Consider the following 21,565-nt stretch of genomic DNA (forward strand, 5'->3'; position numbering starts at 1 on the left):
ACGGCGAGCTCATGCGCCGCACTCTTGCTCCGCGCCCCCGCCCGCCGGAATGCGAGCCGTGTCCATGTTGGACAGGACCGGGTCTACACCGTCCAGCAGAAGCTGAAGGGCGAGCCCGGAAGCCGGGAGCGGGACACCCCTCCGCCTCCGTTGCCGGGATCCGGCGGGCTAGAATCGCAGGGTTTGTCCCTACCCCCCTGCCCCGGCAGGCCCGTACGGAGTTTCCCCCGATGCACAGCCCTCATGATCCGTACGACCCCTACATCCGTGTCCGCGGTGCCCGCGAACACAACCTCAAGGGCGTCGACGTGGACATCCCGCGGGACGTACTGGCCGTGTTCACCGGCGTGTCCGGCTCGGGAAAGTCGTCCCTGGCGTTCGGCACCGTGTACGCCGAGGCGCAGCGACGCTACTTCGAGTCGGTCGCACCGTACGCGCGCCGGCTGATCCACCAGGTCGGGGCACCCAAGGTCGGTGAGATCACCGGGCTGCCGCCGGCGGTCTCCCTCCAGCAGCGGCGCTCGGCCCCCACTTCCCGCTCCTCTGTCGGCACGGTCACCAACCTCTCCAACTCCCTGCGCATGCTGTTCTCGCGCGCCGGTGACTACCCGCCCGGCGCCGAGCGGCTCGACTCGGACGCGTTCTCCGCGAACACGGCGGCGGGTGCCTGCCCCGAATGCCATGGTCTCGGCCAAGTGCACCGCACCACGGAGGAGTTGCTGGTCCCCGACCCCTCGCTGTCGGTCCGCGAGGGCGCGATCGCCGCGTGGCCCGGGGCCTGGCAGGGCAAGAACCTGCGCGACATCCTCGACACGCTCGGGTACGACGTGCGCCGGCCCTGGCGCGAACTCCCCGCCGAGCAGCGGGAATGGATCCTCTTCACGGACGAGCAGCCGGTCGTCACCGTCCATCCGGTCCGGGACGCCGACCGGATCCAACGGCCGTACCAGGGCACGTACATGAGCGCCCGCCGGTACGTCATGAAGACGTTCTCCGACACCAAGTCCCCGACCCTGCGGGCGAAGGCGGAGCGCTTCCTGACCAGTGCGCCCTGCCCGGTGTGCGGGGGCAGCAGACTGCGGGCCGAGGCGCTGGCGGTGACCTTCGGCGGCCGGACCATCGCCGAGCTGTCCGCCCTGCCCCTGACCGACCTGGCCGGACTGCTCCACGACGGCACCGAGGCCGCCCGGGTCCTCACCGACGATCTGAAGTCCCGGATCGCGCCGGTGGTCGAGCTGGGCCTCGGCTATCTCAGCCTGGACCGGTCCACCCCCACCCTCTCCGCGGGCGAGCTGCAACGGCTGCGGCTCGCCACCCAGTTGCGCTCCGGCCTGTTCGGCGTGGTGTACGTGCTGGACGAGCCGTCGGCCGGACTGCACCCGGCGGACACCGAGGCCCTGCTCACGGTGCTGGACCGGCTCAAGACGGCCGGGAACTCGGTGTTCGTGGTCGAACACCACCTGGAGGTGGTGCGCGGCGCCGACTGGCTCGTGGACGTGGGTCCCGGCGCGGGCGAGCACGGCGGACGGGTGCTGTACAGCGGCCCGGTGGCCGAGCTGGCCTCGGTCGAGGAGTCGGCCACGGCCCGCTACCTCTTCGACGAGGCCCCGGGCCCGGCGCGTGAGGTCCGCGAGCCCCGCGGCTGGCTGAAGGTGGGTCCCGTGACCCGGCACAACCTGCGCGAGGTGACGGCCGAGTTCCCGCTGAGCGCGTTCACCGCCGTCACCGGTGTCTCCGGCTCCGGGAAGTCCACTCTCATCGGCGAGCTGACACAGGACCTGGCCGGGGTCGGCCGTCTGGTCCGGGTGGACCAGCGGCCGATCGGGCGCACCCCGCGCTCCAACCTGGCCACCTACACCGGCTTGTTCGACGTCGTACGGAAGGTGTTCGCGTCCACCGACGCGGCACGGGAGCGCGGTTACGGCGTGGGCCGGTTCTCCTTCAACGTGGCGGGCGGACGCTGCGAGACCTGCCAGGGCGAGGGGTTCGTCAGCGTCGAGCTGCTGTTCCTGCCGAGCACGTACGCGCCCTGCCCGGACTGCGCGGGCGCCCGCTACAACCCCGAGACCCTGCGGGTGGCGTACCGGGGACGGAACATCGCCGAGGTCCTGGACCTCACCGTCGAGGACGCGGCCGAGTTCTTCGCGGACACCCCGGGGGCGGCTCGCAGCCTGGGCACGCTGCTCGACGTGGGCCTCGGCTATCTGCGCCTGGGCCAGCCCGCCACCGAGCTGTCCGGCGGGGAGGCCCAGCGGATCAAGCTGGCGAGCGAACTGCAGCGCGGCCGCCGCGCCCACACCCTCTACCTGCTGGACGAGCCGACGACCGGTCTGCACCCGGCCGACGTCGAGGTGCTGATGGACCGGCTGCACGGGCTGGTCGACGCCGGGCACACGGTGGTCGTGGTCGAGCACGACATGACCGTGGTCGCCGAGGCGGACTGGGTGATCGACCTCGGGCCGGGCGGCGGCGACCGGGGCGGGCGCATCGTGGCGGCCGGGCCGCCGCAGCGGGTGGCGCGGGCGGCGGGCAGTGCCACGGCTCCCTATCTGGCCCGGGTCATGCCCTGACCCGGGGCGGCCTGCGGCTCCAGCAGGACGGCATGGGTCCAGGCGGCCTCGGAGGGGACCGGCTGGGCGGCACGGGCGAGGGACCGGCGGTCGGGCTGGGCGCCGGGCGGTATCACCGGCCGGATGTCCACCTCGGCCACCAGGCCCCGCGCGCGGGCGACCCGCCACAGGGAGGCGAGCAGGGTGTCCTCGCCGACGAACGCGGCCGCGGTGCTCGCGGCCCCTCCCCCGTCCTGCCGGTAGCGCAGCCGGACCGGCTGCACGGGCACGCCCGCGTCCAGCGCGGCCTGGAAGACGGCTCGGTGGAAGCGGCCGTGCGCCCGCCCGCACCAGGTGCTGCCCTCGGGAAACGCGACCACGGCCGCGCCCTCCCGCATGGCGTGCGCGATCCGGGCGACCGTGTCGGGCAGCGCGCGCAGCCGGTCGCGCTCGATGAACACCGTGCCGCCGCGCGCGGCCAGCGCCCCCGCCACGGGCCAGTCACGGATCTCGGTCTTGGCGAGCATCCGGGCGGGGCGTACGGCGGCCAGCAGCGGGATGTCCAGCCACGAGACGTGGTTGGCGACCAGCAGCAGACCGCCGGCCGGTGCGGCGGTGCCGGTGCAGCGGACCCGGACCCCGATGGCCCGCACGATCGACCGGCACCACCACCTGACCCACTCGGCGGGGATCCTCCCCCGCAAGCGGGGGCACCCCCAGCCGAGCGTGGCCGGCACGATCCCGGCCAGCACCAGGACCGTGACCGCGGTGAGCCGCAGCACGGCCCGGGGTACGGCCGCGGCGGGTGCGGCCGGCTCCACGCAGGTGCCCGGGGTGCAGGGCGCGCTGGGCAGCCAGGCGCTCATCAGGCCGGCACGAGGGAGAGGAAGTGCTTCAGATAGCGCGGGTTGACCCGGCGCATCGACAGCAGCACGTACAGGTCGGCGACCCCGAAGTCCGGGTCGTGCGCGGGTTCCCCGCACACCCAGGCGCCGAGGCGGACGTAGCCGCGCAGCAGGGCGGGCAGTTCCACGCGGTCGGCCGGAACCTCGGCGTTCGGGGTCCACGGCAGCAGGGGCCGTACCCGGAACTCCTCGGGTGCCAGGTGCTTGGCGCGCACCCGCTCCCAGGTGGCCGTGGCCAGCGCGCCGCCGTCGGCGAGCGGCACGGAGCAGCAGCCCGCCAGCCACTCGTGGCCCCGGTCGACCATGTACCGGGCTATCCCGGCCCAGATCAGTCCGATGACCGTGCCGTCCCGGTGGTCGGGGTGCACACAGGAGCGGCCGACCTCGACCAGACCGGCCCGGACCCCGTCGAGCGGGGCCAGGTCGAATTCGCCCTCCGAGTAGAGCCGGCCGGCGACCGCGGCGCGCTCCGGCGGCAGCAGCCGGTAGGTGCCGACGACCTGCCCGGTCACGGTGTCGCGCACGAGCAGGTGGTCGCAGTACGCGTCGAACGGGTCGACGTCGAGGCCCGGCTGCGGGGTGGCCAGCAGGGCGCCCATCTCTCCGGCGAAGACGTCGTGCCGCAGCCGCTGGGCGGCACGGACGTCGGCCTCGTCACGGGCGAGGGTGACGGTGTAGCGGGTGGGTGCCGCGGGCTGCGGAGGACGGTCGAGCGTGGTGACGCCGGTCATGGCTCTCTCCATGGTCACGGGCCGGGGTCGGCGGGAGCGGCGGAGCGGCGGTCCGCTCTGCCGGTCCTGTTCTTCCGACGCCGGTTGGCGTACGCGTGACAGGTGGCCGGAGAGAGGGTGTGGGCTTGTTGAACGGCGCGGGTGAGGGTGCCGGCGGAAAGCCAGACGGGGCCGGAAGGAGCACCTCTCCCGACCCCGCCCGTCCGCCTGCTGGTCGGCGAACGTCTTCTCCTGTGGCTAGCGCTTGGCCGCCTTCCGGGTGGCGCGCAGCCACTCCTTGTTCATGCTCGTGATGGACACCAGCGGAATCCCCTTGGGACAGGCGGTCGCACACTCACCCGTCAGCGTGCACCCCCCGAACCCCTCCGCGTCCATCTGCGCCACCATGTCCAGCACCCGCGTCTCCCGCTCGGGCGCCCCCTGGGGCAGCACATTGAGATGGTTGACCTTGGCGGAGGTGAACAGCATCGCCGCACCGTTCGGACAGGCCGCCACGCACGCGCCGCAGCCGATGCACTCGGCGTGTTCGAACGCGAAGTCGGCGTCCGCCTTGGGGACGGGTGTGGCATGGGCCTCGGGCGCGGAGCCGGTGGGGGCGGTGACGTACCCGCCGGCCTGGATGATCCGGTCGAACGCCGACCGGTCCACCACCAGGTCCTTGATCACCGGGAAGGCCGAGGCGCGCCACGGCTCGATGTCGATCGTGTCGCCGTCCTTGAAGGACCGCATGTGCAGCTGGCAGGTGGTGGTGCGCTCGGGACCGTGCGCGTCGCCGTTGATGACGAGCGAGCAGGCGCCGCAGATGCCCTCGCGGCAGTCGTGGTCGAAGGCGACCGGGTCCTCGCCCTTGAGGATGAGTTCCTCGTTGAGGGTGTCGAGCATCTCCAGGAAGGACATGTCCGAGGAGATGCCGTCCACCTCGTACGTGGACATGGCGCCTTCGGCGTCGGCGTTCTTCTGCCGCCAGACGCGCAGGGTGAGCTTCATGCGTAGCTCCGCTGGGTGGGGTGGACGTACTCGAAGACCAGGTCTTCCTTGTGCAGGGTGGGCGCCTCGCCGGTGCCGGTGAACTCCCAGGCTGCCGCGTAGGAGAACTCCTCGTCCCTGCGCGCGGCCTCGCCGTCGGGTGTCTGCGACTCCTCGCGGAAGTGGCCGCCGCAGGACTCGCGGCGGTGCAGCGCGTCGAGGCACATCAGCTCGGCGAGCTCCAGGTAGTCGACGATGCGGTTGGCCTTCTCCAGCGACTGGTTGAACTCCTCGCCGGTGCCGGGGACCTTGATGCGCCGCCAGAACTCCTCGCGGATCTGCGGGATCCGCTCCAGGGCCTTGCGCAGCCCGGCGTCGGTGCGGGCCATGCCGCAGAACTCCCACATGAGTTCACCGACTTCGCGGTGGAAGGAGTCGGGGGTGCGGTCGCCGTCGACGGACAGGAGCAGGTTGAGCCGGTCCTCGGTTTCGGCCAACACCTCCTGGACGACGGGGTGTTCGGCCGTCACAGGCTCCTGGTGCGGGTTGCGGGCGAGGTAGTCGTTGATCGTCGAGGGCAGGACGAAGTAGCCGTCGGCGAGGCCCTGCATCAGGGCGGAGGCGCCGAGGCGGTTCGCTCCGTGGTCGGAGAAGTTGGCCTCGCCGATCGCGAACAGGCCCGGGACGGTCGTCTGCAGGTCGTAGTCGACCCAGAGGCCGCCCATCGTGTAGTGCACGGCGGGGTAGATCCGCATCGGCACCTCGTAGGGATCCTCGTCGGTGATCCGCTGGTACATGTCGAAGAGGTTGCCGTACTTCGCCTCGACCGCCTTGCGGCCCATCCGCTTGATCGCGTCCGCGAAGTCGAGGTAGACGCCCTGGCCGCCGGGGCCGACCCCCCTGCCCTCGTCGCAGACGTTCTTCGCGGCGCGGGAGGCGATGTCGCGCGGGACCAGGTTGCCGAAGGAGGGGTAGATGCGCTCCAGGTAGTAGTCGCGCTCGTCCTCGGGGATCCGGTTCGCCGGCCGGTCGTCGCCCTTGGCCTTGGGCACCCAGATCCGGCCGTCGTTGCGCAGCGACTCGCTCATCAGGGTGAGCTTGGACTGGTGGTCGCCGGTGCGCGGGATGCAGGTGGGGTGGATCTGCGTGAAGCAGGGGTTGGCGAAGTAGGCGCCGCGCCGGTGCGCCCGCCAGACGGCGGTCGCGTTGGAGTTCATGGCGTTCGTGGACAGGTAGAAGACGTTGCCGTAGCCGCCGCTCGCGAGCACGACGGCATCGGCGAAGTAGGTGTCGGTCTTCCCGGTGACGAGGTCCCGCGCCACGATGCCGCGCGCCCGCCCGTCCACGACGATCAGGTCCAGCATCTCGGTGCGCGGGTGCATCTCCACGTTCCCCGCGGCGATCTGCCGGGACAGCGCCTGGTAGGCGCCCAGCAGCAGCTGCTGACCCGTCTGGCCGCGGGCGTAGAACGTACGGGACACCTGGACGCCGCCGAAGGAGCGGGTGTCGAGCAGGCCGCCGTACTCTCGAGCGAAGGGCACGCCCTGCGCCACGCACTGGTCGATGATCTCCACGGAGATCTGCGCGAGCCGGTGCACGTTGGACTCCCGGGCCCGGAAGTCGCCGCCCTTGACGGTGTCGTAGAACAGCCGGTGGATCGAGTCGCCGTCGTTGCGGTAGTTCTTCGCCGCGTTGATGCCGCCCTGCGCGGCGATCGAGTGGGCGCGGCGCGGCGAGTCCTGGTAGCAGAACTGGACGACGTGGTAGCCCTGTTCGGCGAGCGTGGCGCCCGCGGAGCCGCCGGCCAGGCCGGTGCCGACCACGATGACGGTGTGCTTGCGGCGGTTGGCGGGGTTGACCAGCTTGGCCTCGAAGCGGCGCTTGTCCCAGCGCTCGTGGATCGGGCCGGAGGGGGCCTTGCCGTCGACGACCGGCTCACCCGTCTTGTAGTCCACGTAGGTTGTCATGTCAGCTCACCACTCCGGTCATGACGCCCACGGGTACGGCGATGAAGCCGGCCGTGAGCAGCAGCGCGAGGACGTCGGCGCCGGTCTTCAGGGCGCGGTCGCGGGCGCGGCTGCCGACGCCGAGGGTCTGGGCCGCGCTCCAGAAGCCGTGCCGGATGTGCAGGCCGAGCGCGAGCATCGCGACGATGTAGATGACGTTGCCGTACCAGGTGGAGAAGGTGTCCACCACGTTCTGGTACGGGTGGCCCTCCTGGAAGCCGCCGGAGTGCACGGTGCCGGTGGTCAGGTCCAGGAGGTGCCAGACGATGAACAGGCCGAGGATGATCCCGCCCCAGCGCATGGTCCGCGTGGCGTAACTGGCCCGCGGCTTCTTGTGCACGTACTTGCTGGGCCGTGCCCTGATGTCACGGCGGCTGAGCTGGTAGGCGGACGTGGCGTGGGCGACCACGGCGACGACGAGGACGATCCGGATGAGCCAGAGCGTCCACTCGTAGTGCATGAAGGGTTCGCCGACGGTGCGCAGCCAGTGGGCGTAGTGGTTGAACTCGCCCGCCCCGAAGTAGATCTTCAGGTTCCCGATCATGTGCGCGACCAGGTACAGCAGCATGATCACACCGCTGACGGCCATCACCGTCTTCTTGCCGACGGTGCTGTCCCACACGGTGCGCGCAATGGACGGCCGTCGGTCCGTCCGCGTTGCCAGAGCCATGGGTCAGAACGCTAGGGCCGAAGGTCCCGATCGGTCCAAGACATGGTCCGCCTCGTTTCCATAGGCTGAGGCTATCCTTCCGCCATGCAGTTCCAGCAGCTCCAGTACTTCGTGGCCGTGGCCGAGACCCGGCACTTCACCCGGGCCGCCGAGCTGGTCCATGTCGCCCAGCCGTCCCTGTCGCAGCAGATCAAGGCACTGGAGCGGGAGCTGGGCGCTGACCTGTTCCTGCGCGCCCGGGGCAACATCACGCTCACCGACGCGGGCGAGGCGCTACTGCCGCTGGCCCGGCGGATCCTCGCGGACGCCGACACGGCCCGGTACGAGGTGCAGGAGCTGGTGCAGCTGCGGCGGGGCCGGGTGCGCCTCGGCGCGACGCCGAGCCTGTGCACCGGCCTGCTGCCGGACGTCCTGCGCGCCTTCCACGACCGCTACCCCGGCATCCAGCTGCTGATCGAGGAGGGCGGCTCGCACGATCTCGTGCGGGAGCTCGCCCGAGGCGCCCTCGACCTCGCCCTGGTGGTCCTGCCGCTGCCGACGCCCGCGCCCGCGCTGACCACGGTGGAGCTGCTGCGGGAGGATCTGGTGGTGGTGTCCTCACCGGAGGTACGGGCGCCGGGCACCTCCGGTGAGGGCGGCCCGGTCGTGCGCATCGCGGACCTGGAGAGCGAGCGTCTGGTGATGTTCCGGCACGGCTACGACCTGCGCGAGCTGACCGTGGCCGCCTGCCGTGCCGAGGGCTTCGAGCCGGACTTCGCGGTCGAGGGCGGGGAGATGGACGCGGTGCTGGGCTTCGTACGGGCGGGGCTGGGGGTGGCCGTCGTGCCGCGCATGGTCGCGACGCGGTCGGGACGGGGGCTGCGGGTGACTCCGCTCGCGCGGCCGGGCTTGCATCGGACGATCGCGCTGGCCCATCGCAGTGATGTGGCTCCGCCTCGGGCGGCGCGGGAGTTGCAGCGGATGCTGGTGGAGCGGTGACCTCGAGCGCGACGAAGTCGACGACCCGTCAGAGACTCACTCCACGTCGGCGATGACCGAACCGACGCGTTCGGCCAGGTCCGGGTCGCGGCGGACCAGGTGGGTGGCGTAGCCGACGGCGACGAGCAGAGCGGCCAGGGCCACGTAGGGGAACCAGTTGTACGGTGCGGGCTGGCCCGGCTTGGCGAGGTAGTAGAGCGGGACCAGGATCGCCAGAGCGCCGATCGACGGGAGCACCAGGTGCCGTACGGTCCGGAACTCCTGTGGCCGGTAGCGGCGGTAGTACAGCGGCAGGGCGATGTTGGAGGCCAGGTAGACGAGCAGGATCAGGATGGTGCCCAAGGTCGAGGACTCGGTGAAGAAGACCACGGGGTCCATCGGGCCGCCGTCGGCCCCCACCAGATGCCCGAGGCCCCAGCCGCCGATGATCAGCAGGGCGGTGACGGCGAAGGTGACGATCGCGTTGTTGGGCGTACGGCGCAGGGGGTGGACGTAGCCGAAGAAGGACGGCAGCAGCCCCTCCCGTCCGGCGTTGAACACCAGCCGGGCCTGGGAGTTGATGCCCGCGATCAGCACACCGAGGGTGGAGGTCAGGCCGCCGACGTAGGCGAGGAAGGACAGTGCCCCGAGGGTGTCGTCGGCGACGTCGATGAAAGGGATGGGCGAGTCGCCGAGCCGCTGGACGTCGTAGCCGAAGCCGGTCACGGTGGCGTAGGAGAAGAGGATGTAGCTCACCGTCATGATCGCCACGGAGGAGAACACCGCACGGCCGACGTTGCGCCGCGGGTTCTCCGTCTCCTCGGCGAGCGCCGCCGAGTTCTCCCAGCCGACGAACAGGTAGACGGCGAGCGGGAAGCCCGCAGCGAGCCCCTTGAGACCGTGCGTGATGTGGCCAGGGAGGAAGGGGGCGGCGGAGAGGCTGCCGCGGTGCTCGACGAGCGCCGCCACCGAGACCACGACGAGGACCAGCATCTCCACGGCGAAGAAGTAGCCGGCCCACTTGGTGGAGACGACGATCCCGCGCAGCATCAGCACGACCGACAGTCCGGTCAGCAGCAGCGTCCAGATGATCCACGGGACGTCGAGGCCGGTGTAGTGGTGCAGGGTGATCTGCACGAACCCGCCCGAGATCGCGATGACGGAGGCCATCGCGATGATGTAGCCCAGCCCGGCCAGCAGGGCGGTGGTCACGGCGCTGACCGGCCCGAAGGTCTTGCCGACGAAGGTGATGAAGCTGCCCGCCGAGGGATGTGCCCGGGAGAACTCGGCGAGCGTGTTGCCGAGCAGGGCGACGGCGACGCCCGCGGCGGCGATGGTCAGCGGGGACGCGACGCCCGCGGTGGTGGCCAGGAACGCGAAACCGAAGAAGAAGCTCATGGCCGGGCCGACGTTGGCCATGGTGGCGGCGGCGATGTCCGCCATGCCGAGGACGCCGCCGCGCAGACGCTGCGGCGTGCCACCGGCAGGGCCCGGTGTCGGCAGCGGGCCGACGGCTCCGGGGTCGGACATGGCGCCTGCTCCTTCTACGGGGGTGGTGTCGGTGCGATGGCGCTCAGGTACGTCGCCACGGCCCGGGCGGTAAGGCCCGGTGTCAGGCCGGTGTGGTGTCCCGGTGCGCCTTGACCGCGGCTACCGCCGGGGCCATCGCGCCGCGGGCCAGTTCGTCGAGCAGGTCGGCGTGGTGGCGGTTGCGCGCCCGGACGACCTCGGGTGCCGGAGCGGGCACCAGCAGGCACTGGCGGCCCAGCAGATCAGCGGCGAACTCGCGGATCCCGGGGCCGCCGAGCGCCTCCGCGAGGTCGAGGTGGAAGCGGGTCTCCAGTTCGAGCAGCCGTGCCGGTGCGTCGATCCGGTCCATCTCGTCGACCAGCGCCCGCAGCCCGTCGAGCCGGCCGTCCGGGACCTCACCCACCGCGTGGGAGACCAGACCGCACTCCAGGAGCACGTGGACGGCGTCCAGTGAAGCCGCCTCGTCGGGGTCGTGCAGCACGGCGACGACCGTGTCCCACTCCTGGGCGACGAACGTGCCGCCCGCTCTGCCCCGCCGACGGTCGAGCAGGCCGTCCTGGCACATTCCCTCCAGCGCGCGGCGCACGGTGATCTCACTGATCCCCAGTTCCTCGGCAAGCACGCCGGCGTCGGGCAGCCGGTCCCCCGGCGCCGCCGACCTCAGGCGCACCCGCAGGGCGATGCGTGAACGGACGAGTTCCGATCCCGTCAGGCCCCTGCCGGGCAGGACGCGGGTGTCCAGTGCCCCGGCACCCGGCGCGGGCCGCGCGGGACCTGGCTGGCTGTAGGGACCGAACTTGCCCGCTGTGTTCACCACGACGACACCCTAACGGCGACCACGCTGCTGGTTCGTGCATGAGCTCCCCTGAGAGCCGGTATGCGGGGGACGGGGCGGTGGCGGCACCCGAGGATGCGGCTCAGCGCTGAACGGAAAATAGAGCACGGTGAACATTTAAACAAGACTGTTTTTTTAGATCGTACTGAACTAATTTTCGTGCCGCCCTGGTCCGCACCCCCTCCATGGATGGCGAGATGACCACAACCCTCCCCCAAAGCCCGCCCAGCGAGTCCGGTCTGAAGCCCGGTCTCAAGAGCCGCCACCTGTCGATGATCGCGATCGGCGGAGTCATCGGCGCCGGCCTGTTCGTCGGCTCCGGCTCCGGCATCGCCGCCGCGGGCCCCGGCATCCTCATCTCCTACGCCCTCGTCGGCGCCCTCGTCGTGCTCGTGATGCGCATGCTGGGCGAGATGGCCGCGGCGAACCCCACGTCCGGCTCGTTCTCGGCGTACGCCGACCGCGCCCTCGGCCGCTGGGCCGGCTTCACGATCGGCTGGCTGTACTGGTTCTTCTGGGTCGTGGTGCTCGCCGTCGAGGCGACCGCCGGGGCGAAGATCCTCGCGGGCTGGATCCCGGCCGTCCCCCAGTGGGGCTGGGCCCTGATCGTCATGGTCGTCCTCACCGCCACCAACCTGGCCTCGGTCGGCTCCTACGGCGAGTTCGAGTTCTGGTTCGCCGGCATCAAGGTCGTCGCCATCGCCGCGTTCATCGTGATCGGTGGCCTCGCCCTCTTCGGCCTGCTGCCCGGCTCGGACCACCCGGCATCCGGCTTCTCCAACCTCACCGCGCACGGCGGTTTCCTCCCCAACGGCCCCGGCGCGATCCTCACCGGCGTCCTGATGGTGGTCTTCTCGTTCATGGGCAGCGAGATCGTCACCCTGGCGGCGGGCGAGACCGCGGACCCCCGGGCCGCGGTCACCAAGGCGACCAACAGCGTGATCTGGCGGATCGCCGTCTTCTACCTGGGCTCGATCCTGATCGTCGTGTCTCTGCTGCGCTGGGACGACCCGGCGATCCTCAAGGACGGCTCGTACGTGGCCGCCCTCAGCTCCATCGGCATCCCGCACGCGGCACAGATCATGAACGCCATCGTGCTGACCTCCGTGCTCTCCTGCCTCAACTCCGGCCTGTACACGGCGTCACGGATGGCGTTCTCGCTCGGCGGGCGCAATGACGCCCCGGCGGCCTTCGCGCGGACCACGGATCGTGGTGTCCCCCAGTCGGCCATCCTGGCCTCGGTGGTCTTCGGCTTCGTCGCGGTCGCCTTCAACTACCTGTGGCCGGACACGGTCTTCCAGTTCCTCCTCAACTCCTCCGGCGCGATCGCCCTGTTCGTCTGGCTGGTGATCTGCTTCTCCCAGCTGCGCATGCGCAGGATCATCCAGCGGGAGGCCCCGGAGAAGCTGACCGTCAAGATGTGGCTCTACCCGTACCTGACCTGGGCCACCATCGCCCTGATCACCTTCGTGCTGGGCTACATGCTCACCGACACGAGCGAAGGCGGCGGCCGCGACCAGGTGATCCTGTCCACTCTGGTGGCCGTGGGCGTGGTGGTCTTCGCACTGCTGCGGCAGCGGCTGGCCGGCCGGAACGAGGCACTGGACACGGTGTAGTCGATATCGCGCGGTCCGGACAGTCCGATCCGGTGACGGGTCGGACTGTCCTGTCCGGTGCACCCCTGGCATGGAGCGCCCTCCCGTGCGGGGGGGTGAGGATGCGACTGCGACGGCAGATGCGCGGGGTGACAGTCGCGCCCCGGCCGGGACGGGTTCAGCCCGTCGCGTCCACCAGCGCCAGTTCGTGCAGTCTCTCCGGTGGGCCCGGCCTCGCGTAGTACCAGCCCTGGGCCGTGTCGCAGCCCAGTATGCGGAGCTGTTCGGCCTGGGCGCCGGTCTCCACGCCCTCTACGGTGACCGCCAGGTCGAGGCTGTGGGCCAGGGAGACGATGCCCTCGACGATCTTGAGGTCGACGGGGTCGGCCGGGAACTGCTGCATGCCCTGGGTGAAGGAGCGGTCCAGTTTGAGGATGCTCACCGGGAGGCGGCGCAGGTTGGCGAGGTTGGAGTAGCCGGTGCCGAAGTCGTCCAGGGCGATGTCGACGCCCATCTCGGCGAGTCGTCGCAGGGGTTTGAGCAGGTCGTCGTCCGCCCCGATCAGTGCCGACTCCGTGACCTCCAGGCAGAGGGCGTCCGGGGCGACCCCCGCGCGTTCGAGGATCTCCACCGTGTCCTGGACCAGGCCGGGATGGCTCAGCTGGCACGGGGAGAGGTTGACGTTGATCCGCAGGGGGCCGGCGGTCGTCCGGTCGCCGTACCGCTCTCGCCATTCGCGGGCCTGCCGGATGGACTCCTCCAGGACCCAGCGGCCCAGCGGGACGATCAGGCCCGTGTGCTCGGCGAGCGGGATGAAGCGGTCGGGGCCGAGGACGCCGTGCTGCGGGTGCAGCCAGCGGACCAGTGCCTCGGCACCGCGGACGCTGCCGTCGCCGAGGTGGACCAGGGGCTGGTACTCGATGAAGAACTCGCCGCGTTCCAGGGCCGTGGGGAGAGCCGTGGTCAGGCCATGGCGGGTGATCGCCCGGGCGTCGGCCTCGGGGTCGGCCAGCTCGGAGCGATTGCCGCCCGCCGACTTGGCCCGGTACATGGTGATGTCCGCGCTGCGCAGGACCTCCGCCGCGGTGCGCTCGCCCGCCGGGCCCTCCACGATGCCGAGGCTGCCGCGTACCAGCAGGTCACGGCCGTCGATGCTGATGGGGGTGATGAGCGCGTTCATGATGCGCTCGGCGAGTTCGTCGACCTCCCGCTCGGTGCCGGGGCCGGTGGTCAGGGCCACGAACTCGTCGCCGCCGAGCCGGGCGACCATCTCGCCGGGCGCGGTCGCGCAGGACTGCAGCCGGTCGGCGACCTCCACCAGCAGCCGGTCGCCGGCCGCGTGGCCGAGGCTGTCGTTGACGGTCTTGAAGCCGTCCAGGTCGAGGTAGCACAGGCCGAAGCGCTGGCCCTCGCCGGCGCCCAGGGCCTTCTCCAGGCGCTCGAAGAACAGAGTGCGGTTGGGCAGGCCGGTGAGCGCGTCGTGCGTGGCCTCGTAGCGCAGCCGGAGGTTGAGCAGGCGGCGCTCGGTGGTGTCCTCCATGAGGGCCAGCTGGTACTGCGGGTTGCCGTCGGCGTCGCGCAGCAGGGAGACCGTGAGGTTGGTCCACAGGACCGTGCCGTCGGAGCGGTTGAACGCCTTCTCGACGTGGTAGTGCTCGCGCTCCCCGCGGACGAGTTCGTCGTACAGCTTCCAGATCTGGGGCGCGTCCTCGGGGTGCGTCCACTCCATGACGTTGCGTCCGCGCACGGCCGTCTCGGAGCCGCCGAACATGCGCATCAGCGCCTCGTTGACCTGGAGCACGTTGCCCTCCAGGTCGGCGATGCCGATACCTATGGCCGCGCCCTCGAAGACCGCCCGGAAGCGGGCCTCGCTGGTGTGCAGGGCCTGTGCCACCACGCCCTGGGCCTGCAACGCGGCCTGCGCGATGGCCTCCTGCTCGGCGAGGGTGCGCTCGCGCAGGGCCTGCGCGTACCCGGCGGCCATCGCGTGCTGCAACCGCGAGGAGCGCATGCGCAGTTCGTCCTGGGGGCCGTCCTCGCCGCAGTAGAGGACCAGGTAGGCGTCGACGCAGTCCAGGGTGCGGGTGAGCGCCTCGGGGTCGGTGCAGTGCGCCTCGACCAGCGCGGCGCCGACCGCCTTGGCCTCCTCGGAGTCGAAGCTGCGGGCCCGCAGCAGGCCGCTCAACCGGCGTGCTAGCGGAAGGAGTTGTTCCGCGAACTCCGCGCGGGTCAGCGACGTTGAGGTGACCGGGAAGACCGCCCGGCTCCAGATCGTCGTCAGCCGGCGCAGTCTGTCCTCCGGCCCGTCCGGTTCCGCGCTCACGCCGTGCGTCCCACGCCGGCGAATCCGGAGAAGGCGTACGGATCCTCGTCCTCCGGCGCCGACTCCGGGCGCCAGTGCGGCATCGGCACCAGTCCGGGTTCCACCATGTCGTACCCCTCGAAGAACCGCGCGATCTCCTCGCGCGAGCGCATGATCAGCGGGTTGCGAATGTCCTTGTATACGTCCACCGCACCCTCGGCCCGCTCCGCCGGCAACGGGATTCCCTCGTACGAGGCATGGGTGAGGATCAGCAGGCTGCCGGGCGCGAGTGCCTCGCGCAGCTCGGCCACCGCACCGTACGGGTCGTCCACGTCTTCCACGAAGTGCAGTATGGCAACGAGAAGGAGGGCCACTGGCCGATTCAGGTCGATGAGGCGCTCCAGTCGGGGACTGGAGAGGATCTCCTGGGGCTTGCACAGGTCGGCGGCGATCACGTCGGCGTCGGCGTTGCCCGCCAGCACCGCCTGGCTGTGCGCCACCGCCACCGGATCGTGGTCGACGTAGACGACGCGGGCGCCCGGTGCGGCGGCCTGGGCCACCTCGTGGACGTTGCCGAAGGTCGGGATGCCGGAGCCGATGTCGAGGAACTGGGTGATGCCCTCATCGGCCGCGAAGCGCACGGCCCGGCGCATGAACGCCCGGTTGGCCTGCATGATCTTCGGCAGGCCCGGCAGGAACTCCATCGCCTTGCGGGCCGCTTCCCGGTCGACCTCGAAGTTGTGCGAACCGCCCAGGTAGAAGTCGTAGATACGCGAAACGCTCGGCACCGAGATGTCGATGCTCCGTGGGGCCCAGGCGGGACGCTCCATGTATCTCTCCAAGGCATAGGCGACAGGACGAGGCGATCCGGTGTTCGAGCTGAGGCTACTGATCGCCCGCCAAAGGAGCGACCCGAACCGGAAATTGAACGTCCGTTCCCGGTCACTACCTGCGGCAAGTGCCCATGTGACGCCGCTGCGTGACGGTCGTACGAAACAAACGGTCCGCCCCCTCCGTGCGGTGCGGAGGGGGCGGACCTTCGATCGGGCGCCGGTGGGCGGGGCGATCGACCCTGGGGAGGTGATCTCTACTTGCCCGGCGCGCCGACCGGCTTGCCGTCGGGCGAGACGGCGTACCAAGTGCCGCCCACGCCCTGACCGTTGCTGTCACCGGGAGCCTTGTCACCGGAGAAGGTGTAGATGGGCCAGCAGTTGACGGTCATCTGCTTCTCCCCGTCGGGCCGGGTGAAGCCCATCAGGCCCTTCTTCTGGACGCCCTTGGTGTCCTCGGGCTTGACCGGGGCGACCGCGGGCCACTTCTCCAGGCAGGCTCCGGTGCAGTTCGAGACGACCTTCGGCCACGCCTTGTCCTTCAGGAACCGGTAGACCGTCATGCCGTTCTTGTCCACGATGATGTCGCCCAGCTTGGGGTCCTTGCGGACGGACAGACCGGGCAGGGAGGCCAGCGAGGCCTTCTTCCCGTTGGGCGCGAGCGCGAACCACTTGCCACCCACGCCCTGGCCGTTGACGTCACCGGAGTTGACGTCCTTGGCGAAGCGGTAGGCGGGCCAGCCGCCGATGGTCAGCTGCTTGCTGCCGTCGGCGCGGGTGACCTCGCCGAGCAGCGCCTTGTCGATGCCGGCGCCGGCCGTGGCGTCGTCCGCGGGCACCGGCGGCCAGGTGGTGGCGCAGTCGCCGTCACAGTTCGACTTGGGCGGATTGGCGGTGTCCTTGTCGAACCGGTAGAGCGTGAGGCCGGATCCGTCGGTCAGCACGCTGCCCAGGTCGGGGTTGCGGGCCACGGTCAGCTTGCCCGCGGGGGCAGCCGGACTCGGGGAGCTGGAGCTCTGGTTGCCGTCGGCGCCGTACCCGTTGCCCGCACCGGTGCCCGTGCCGGCTCCGCCGCCCGGGTTGCCGTAGTCACCCGCCGCGGCGGTGGCCCCGACGTTCTGCGCCGCCGATGCCGGGGTGGTGCTGTTGTCCTGACCGCACGCCGTCGTCAGCGCCAGCACCGATGCGGCCGTGGCCACCAGTGAGGCGGTCCGCCAGGAGGTCTTCATCGCCAACTCCCCAAATTCGCCTGGATATTGCAGCGCCTTGCTGCGCCGCCGCACGGCCATGGGTACGCAGCGCAGGGGTCGGAGTGTTCAACGGGGGCGCGAAATTCTTTCCGGATCCTGTGACGCGTCCCGCGCGCGGGGAGCCGCGGGGAGTCGCACAGGCTCACATATCGGCCAGTTGGAATGTTTCGGATCTTCAAACCATTGATCGCCATTTGCCACCCCTTCTGATCAATCCCCCCCACACTCCGGAGTACGACGCCGCTCGGGGCCTCATGATCTCCGTCGTGCATGGACCCGAAGTGACCCGATGTGCGCCCGCCACACGGGTGTTGGCGCTGTTGGCACTGACCTGGACCCTCGTGGGCTGTCCGGTCGGGACCGCGTCGGCCGACGCCTGCGCGTCCGCCTCGACGGGCCCGGACGGCACGGTGGCGGTGGCCGTGGCGGGAGGCGGCGACCGCTGGCCGACGCCCCCGCCGTGCCCGAAGCCCACGCCGCCACCGTGCCCGCCGACGCCGACTCCCACGCCCACGCCGACCCCCACGCCGACGCCGACGCCGACGCCGCGTCCGACACCCACGCCGAAAGCCCCGCCGAAACCGAAGCCGCAGCCGCCGGCCCCGGCGCCGCCCCCGCCCCGGCCGATGCCGACGCCGACGCCCCGGTCCGACCCGAAGCCGAGGCCCACGCCGTCGCCCAAGTCCCGCCCGCGGCCCTCCGTGACCCCGGTGAGCTACCCGGCGTACCACCCCCGCCCCACCAGCCACCAGGCGCCCGACCACACGTCACCCGTCACCTACGTCCTGCTCATCACCGTCCCCGCGATCGTCGCCGTCGCGGCGCTGCGCCCGCGCTGACGCGCCGGCCGCTCACTTCTGGAGGCACCTGTTGTCGGATTGGCTTGTTCTCGTCCTCGCGATCCTGGGGGCCTGTGCCGTGGTGGTCGTCATCACCCTCGTACGGCACAAGAGGGCTCCCGACGACGAGGACCCCAGTGAGACCCCCGACGTCATCGAGTACATGACGATGTGGATCGGCGTCGTGTACGCCATCGTCCTGGGCCTGGCCATCGCCGGCGTGTGGGAGGCGCGCAGCGCCGCCCAGGACCATGTGCAGGCCGAGGCCCAGGCGCTGCACGAGATCTCCGAGCGGGTGCGGGTCTATCCGCCGGACGTCCGTGACCGCGTCCGGGGCGACGCCGACACCTATGTCCAGTACGTGGTGACCACCGAGTGGAAGGCGATGACCCGCCACGGGCATGTCACCGAGCGCGGCACCGAACTGCTGGCGACGCTCCGCCACGACCTTACGGACTACCAGCCGAAGAACGACTTCGAGGCGCAGGCCTACCAGCCGCTGCTGGACCAGATGGCCGCCGCCGACCAGGCCCGCAACGCGCGTGCCGACTCGACCGGGGCGACGATGCCGGGCGTGGTGTGGTTCGGGCTGCTCGCCGGGGCGGTCATCACCGTCTGCATGGTCTTCGCGCTGCAGATCCGGCGCACCCGGCGCGAGTTGGTCCTGGCCGGGCTCTTCTCCGCGACCATCGCCTTCATGCTCTTCCTCATCTGGGACTTCGACGCCCCCTACAGCCGGGGCATCGCGGCGAACGCCGAGCCGTTCCTGAACCTGTTCCCGCACGTCAAGGGTTGATCACGGACAGGCCTTCGCCCCGGTCCCCCTGCGGGGACCGGGGCGAAGGCCTGTCCTGCGTGCGGTGCGCTCCGGAGAACGGGATCCGGGGCCCCGGTCAGATCCGCCTCTCCGGGCGGCGGCGCATCAAGGACACACCGCCTCCGAAGACCGCCGAGGCCACCAGCCCGCCGCCGATGGCCATGTCGGCCGGCGTGGCGCCGCTGGTGACACTGCCGCCGAGTCCGCCCTTGACGGCGCCGAGCACGGTGAACGCGTTGGGGCGGGTCAGGGTGCGGCCGTTGCAGTTGACCGTGATGTCGTAGCGGCCGGGACGGGCGTCGCGGTCGATGGTGGCGATGCCGCGCGAGGTCTCGTCGCGGATCGGCGTCAGCTGGGTGGTGCGAGAGGCGCCTGAGGACGTCGTACCGCCGCGGCAGCCGTCCACGGTGATGGCGATCCGGCCACCGGCGGCGATCCCGCTGGGTGTGGCGAGGATGTTGCGGGGGTTGCTGTCGCCCTTGCCCCCGTAGTTGTCCCCATGGCCGAAGTCGTCACCGCGGTTGCCGGAGTTGCCGTCCTGGTCGAAGTTGTCGCCCCGTCCGTTGTTGTCGCGTCCGTTGTTGTCGCGTCCGTTGTTGTCGCGTCCGTTGTTGTCGCGTTCGTTGTTGCTCCGTCCGTTGTTGTTGCTCCGCCCGTTGTTGTCGCACCGGCCATTGTCGCCCCGACCGTTGTTGTTCCCCTGGCAGAAGTTGCCGTTGTTGTTCCCGAGACCGTTCCCGAGACCGTTCCCGAGACCGTTCCCGATGTTGCCGTTGCCCGGGATGGTGACGACCGTGTCCGAGCCGCCTCCGCTGCCCATGCCGTCCGCTACGGCCACGGGGGCGGCCGGCCCCAGCACGGCGACCGCTGCGCACGCGGCCGCCAGGGCACGTTGGTTTCGCATGTGAACCTCCGCGGGAGGCACTCCGGGTCCCGTACCCGGACTATCGGCGAGAAGGCACCTCCCGACAGAACCCTCCGACGCCCGGAACACGCCCGCATGTCGAGAATGGTCCGTCCTGGTGAGCGGACACGCCACAGGAAAACCACACAATCGGACATTGCCGCAGGTCACAGACCGTCAGAAAAATCCTTTCGGCTGCAACTCGGATGGCGCACCAACTGGGTGACGGACCACCCGTTCGCCCGTCGCCCCGTCGCCCGCCGCTCGTACGGGACTTAGCTTTTTCCCATGCGAATGTCTGCGTCCGTGCTGGCCGAGCTGGCCGAGGAGGAGGAGCGGCGAAGGAGGCGCGCCCCTTGGGGCGTGATAGCGCTCGTTCTGCTGACCGGCCTGGCGCTCATTCGGAATGGTTCCGGAGAATTCGACGTCGGGCCACCGCAGCCGGCGTCGGCAGCGGCGGCGACAGCGGACGGCGGTGCCACCCCGAGCCCGTTCGCGAGCGGCCTCGCCGCTCTGCCGTTCGCCGCGGCCGACCGGATCCGGATCCCCTCCATCCGGGTCGACGCACCCGTCATGCCCGTCGGCCTGGACGCCCAGGGCTGGGTCGGCGCTCCGCCGCCGGAGGACCCGAACCTTGCGGGCTGGTTCACCGGCTCGGTCTCGCCCGGCGAGAAGGGCACCTCGGTCGTCGTCGGACACGTCGACAACAAGCAGGGCCCCGCCGTGTTCTACGGACTCGGGGCCCTGCAGAAGGGAAGCCGGGTCGATGTCCTGCGCAAGGACGGAAGGACCGCGGTGTTCGAGGTCTATGGAGTCGAGGTCTTCGCGAAGAACAGTTTCCCGAGCGACCGGGTGTACGGCTCCAAGGGCACCGCGGAACTGCGGGTGATCACCTGCGGCGGCGGTTTCTCGAAGCAGAACGGCTACGACGGGAACGTCGTCGTCTTCGCCCGTCTGGCCTCGGCCGAGTGAGCCGCCGTCACCGGGCGGGCGCACGGTCACGACGGACGCCGGCGCGGCACGGTGAGGTGATAGCCGGAGTCGAGCAGATAGGGCAGGTATTCGCGGATCGCGTGGACGCTCTGCGACCGGTCGCCCCCGGCGTCGTGGGAGAGCACCACGACACCGGGGGCGGCGCCGCTCTCCACCCGGTCGACGATGGTGCCCGTGCCGGGTGTCTCCCAGTCGGTGGTGTCGACGGTCCAGGCCATCGGCTCCATACCCATGTCGGCGCCCAGTTGGAAGGCCGCGCGGTTCCAGGCGCCGTAGGGTGCGCGGAACCACTGGGGGCGCTCCCCGTAGGCGTCCTCGATGACGTCGCTGGTCCGCTCCATCTCGGAGCGGATCTCCCGGCGGTTGAGGGTGGTCAGCAGCGGATGCGTGTAGGTGTGGTTGCCGACGACGTGCCCCTCGGCGGCCATCCGGGCCAGCAGTTCCTTGTTGTCGACGGCCATCTCCCCGCACACGAAGAACATGGCCCGTACGTCGTACTTGGCGAGGGTGTCGAGGATGTGCGGGGTGTAGCGGGGGTCGGGTCCGTCGTCGAAGGTCAACATCATGTGCCGGCCGCGTCCGGAGATCTGCAGAATGGGCTCGTGGCGCACCTCGAGCTTGCGTGGAACGGCGCGCGGCGGTCCGTAGCCGGCGAGCGGCTGGAGACGGTAGGCGGAGGGCTTGAGCGCCTGGCGGGCCGGTGGGCCCGCGACGGGCTCGGCGATGCGGGCCGCCTCGTCGTCGCCGGCCGCCATGACGATTCCGGCGGTGCCCGCGGCTCCCAGGGCGACGGCCGATGCGAGAAGCATCCGGCGCCGGGTGAACAACTGATCCTTCTGCATGACTCATCACTCGCCCCGCGGGCCTCCGGCGCACCACAGCGACA

Annotated in this window: 17 protein-coding genes and 1 pseudogene; 6 read left to right on the plus strand and 12 right to left on the minus strand. The window is 70.8% G+C overall.

The features are described 5' to 3' along the window. The first annotated feature begins 230 nt into the window (after positions 1–230). Positions 231–2,570 (plus strand): ATP-binding cassette domain-containing protein, encoded by a 2,340-nt coding sequence (locus ACWC5O_RS05765; RefSeq protein ID WP_450582573.1) that lies wholly within the window; start codon positions 231–233, stop codon positions 2,568–2,570. Here the strand turns inward: ACWC5O_RS05765 and ACWC5O_RS05770 are convergent. From ACWC5O_RS05770 to ACWC5O_RS05790, 5 genes are all read right to left on the minus strand, one after another. Next, positions 2,546–3,415, minus strand: coding sequence for a lysophospholipid acyltransferase family protein (locus ACWC5O_RS05770; RefSeq protein ID WP_450582575.1), 870 nt, complete (start codon positions 3,413–3,415; stop codon positions 2,546–2,548). The two genes, ACWC5O_RS05765 and ACWC5O_RS05770, sit on opposite strands and share 25 nt — an antisense overlap. Then, positions 3,415–4,185 carry a GNAT family N-acetyltransferase gene (locus ACWC5O_RS05775; protein ID WP_450582576.1) on the minus strand — a complete coding sequence of 257 codons (771 nt, stop codon included), beginning with the start codon at positions 4,183–4,185 and terminating at the stop codon, positions 3,415–3,417. Before ACWC5O_RS05775 ends, ACWC5O_RS05770 begins: the two co-directional genes overlap by 1 nt. A 237-nt stretch (positions 4,186–4,422) precedes the next feature. After that, positions 4,423–5,172 carry a succinate dehydrogenase/fumarate reductase iron-sulfur subunit gene (locus ACWC5O_RS05780; protein WP_450582578.1) on the minus strand — a complete coding sequence of 250 codons (750 nt, stop codon included), beginning with the start codon at positions 5,170–5,172 and terminating at the stop codon, positions 4,423–4,425. Further along, positions 5,169–7,118, minus strand: coding sequence for a fumarate reductase/succinate dehydrogenase flavoprotein subunit (locus ACWC5O_RS05785; protein ID WP_450582579.1), 1,950 nt, complete (start codon positions 7,116–7,118; stop codon positions 5,169–5,171). The genes ACWC5O_RS05780 and ACWC5O_RS05785 overlap by 4 nt, the downstream gene beginning before the upstream one ends. A 1-nt stretch (position 7,119) precedes the next feature. Then, positions 7,120–7,791 (minus strand): succinate dehydrogenase, encoded by a 672-nt coding sequence (locus ACWC5O_RS05790; protein WP_450582770.1) that lies wholly within the window; start codon positions 7,789–7,791, stop codon positions 7,120–7,122. Positions 7,792–7,911: 120 nt separating this feature from the next. Here ACWC5O_RS05790 and ACWC5O_RS05795 point away from each other — a divergent pair, with 120 nt between their 5' ends. Next, a complete protein-coding gene (locus tag ACWC5O_RS05795) occupies positions 7,912–8,805 on the plus strand; it encodes a LysR family transcriptional regulator (protein WP_450582581.1) in 894 nt (297 codons plus the stop codon). A gap of 36 nt (positions 8,806–8,841) precedes the next feature. Here the strand turns inward: ACWC5O_RS05795 and ACWC5O_RS05800 are convergent, their stop codons facing one another. Further along, positions 8,842–10,314 (minus strand): APC family permease, encoded by a 1,473-nt coding sequence (locus ACWC5O_RS05800; protein ID WP_450582582.1) that lies wholly within the window; start codon positions 10,312–10,314, stop codon positions 8,842–8,844. 82 nt (positions 10,315–10,396) lie between these two features. Further along, positions 10,397–11,131 carry a FadR/GntR family transcriptional regulator gene (locus ACWC5O_RS05805; RefSeq protein ID WP_450582584.1) on the minus strand — a complete coding sequence of 245 codons (735 nt, stop codon included), beginning with the start codon at positions 11,129–11,131 and terminating at the stop codon, positions 10,397–10,399. 215 nt (positions 11,132–11,346) lie between these two features. Here ACWC5O_RS05805 and ACWC5O_RS05810 point away from each other — a divergent pair, with 215 nt between their 5' ends. Next, complete coding sequence (locus ACWC5O_RS05810; RefSeq protein WP_450582586.1) at positions 11,347–12,765, plus strand: amino acid permease; 1,419 nt, start codon at positions 11,347–11,349, stop codon at positions 12,763–12,765. Positions 12,766–12,922: 157 nt separating this feature from the next. Here the strand turns inward: ACWC5O_RS05810 and ACWC5O_RS05815 are convergent, their stop codons facing one another. From ACWC5O_RS05815 to ACWC5O_RS05825, 3 genes are all read right to left on the minus strand, one after another. Next, the gene (locus ACWC5O_RS05815; protein WP_450582588.1) at positions 12,923–15,067 is read right to left on the minus strand and encodes a putative bifunctional diguanylate cyclase/phosphodiesterase; all 2,145 of its coding nucleotides are present in this window, start codon (positions 15,065–15,067) and stop codon (positions 12,923–12,925) included. Beyond that, positions 15,064–15,876, minus strand: coding sequence for an SAM-dependent methyltransferase (locus tag ACWC5O_RS05820; RefSeq protein ID WP_450582590.1), 813 nt, complete (start codon positions 15,874–15,876; stop codon positions 15,064–15,066). Before ACWC5O_RS05820 ends, ACWC5O_RS05815 begins: the two co-directional genes overlap by 4 nt. 257 nt (positions 15,877–16,133) lie before the next feature. Next, on the minus strand, positions 16,134–17,105 hold the full coding sequence (locus tag ACWC5O_RS05825; RefSeq protein WP_450582591.1) for an SCO0930 family lipoprotein: 972 nt from the start codon (positions 17,103–17,105) through the stop codon (positions 16,134–16,136). Positions 17,106–17,836: 731 nt separating this feature from the next. Here ACWC5O_RS05825 and ACWC5O_RS05830 point away from each other — a divergent pair. Then, on the plus strand, positions 17,837–17,965 hold the full coding sequence (locus tag ACWC5O_RS05830; protein ID WP_450582593.1) for a hypothetical protein: 129 nt from the start codon (positions 17,837–17,839) through the stop codon (positions 17,963–17,965). 31 nt (positions 17,966–17,996) lie between these two features. After that, positions 17,997–18,761, plus strand: coding sequence for a bestrophin-like domain (locus ACWC5O_RS05835; protein ID WP_450582595.1), 765 nt, complete (start codon positions 17,997–17,999; stop codon positions 18,759–18,761). Positions 18,762–18,858: 97 nt separating this feature from the next. Here ACWC5O_RS05835 and ACWC5O_RS05840 read toward each other — a convergent pair. Beyond that, positions 18,859–19,260, minus strand: a pseudogene (locus tag ACWC5O_RS05840) (hypothetical protein); the annotation flags it as partial. Positions 19,261–19,980: 720 nt separating this feature from the next. Between ACWC5O_RS05840 and ACWC5O_RS05845 the strand changes: the two are divergent. Next, complete coding sequence (locus ACWC5O_RS05845) at positions 19,981–20,658, plus strand: class F sortase (RefSeq protein ID WP_450582771.1); 678 nt, start codon at positions 19,981–19,983, stop codon at positions 20,656–20,658. 26 nt (positions 20,659–20,684) lie between these two features. Here ACWC5O_RS05845 and ACWC5O_RS05850 read toward each other — a convergent pair whose 3' ends face one another. Then, the gene (locus ACWC5O_RS05850; RefSeq protein ID WP_450582597.1) at positions 20,685–21,521 is read right to left on the minus strand and encodes a polysaccharide deacetylase family protein; all 837 of its coding nucleotides are present in this window, start codon (positions 21,519–21,521) and stop codon (positions 20,685–20,687) included. Positions 21,522–21,565 lie beyond the last annotated feature (44 nt).

Source organism: Streptomyces sp. NPDC001450 (genome assembly GCF_053597295.1).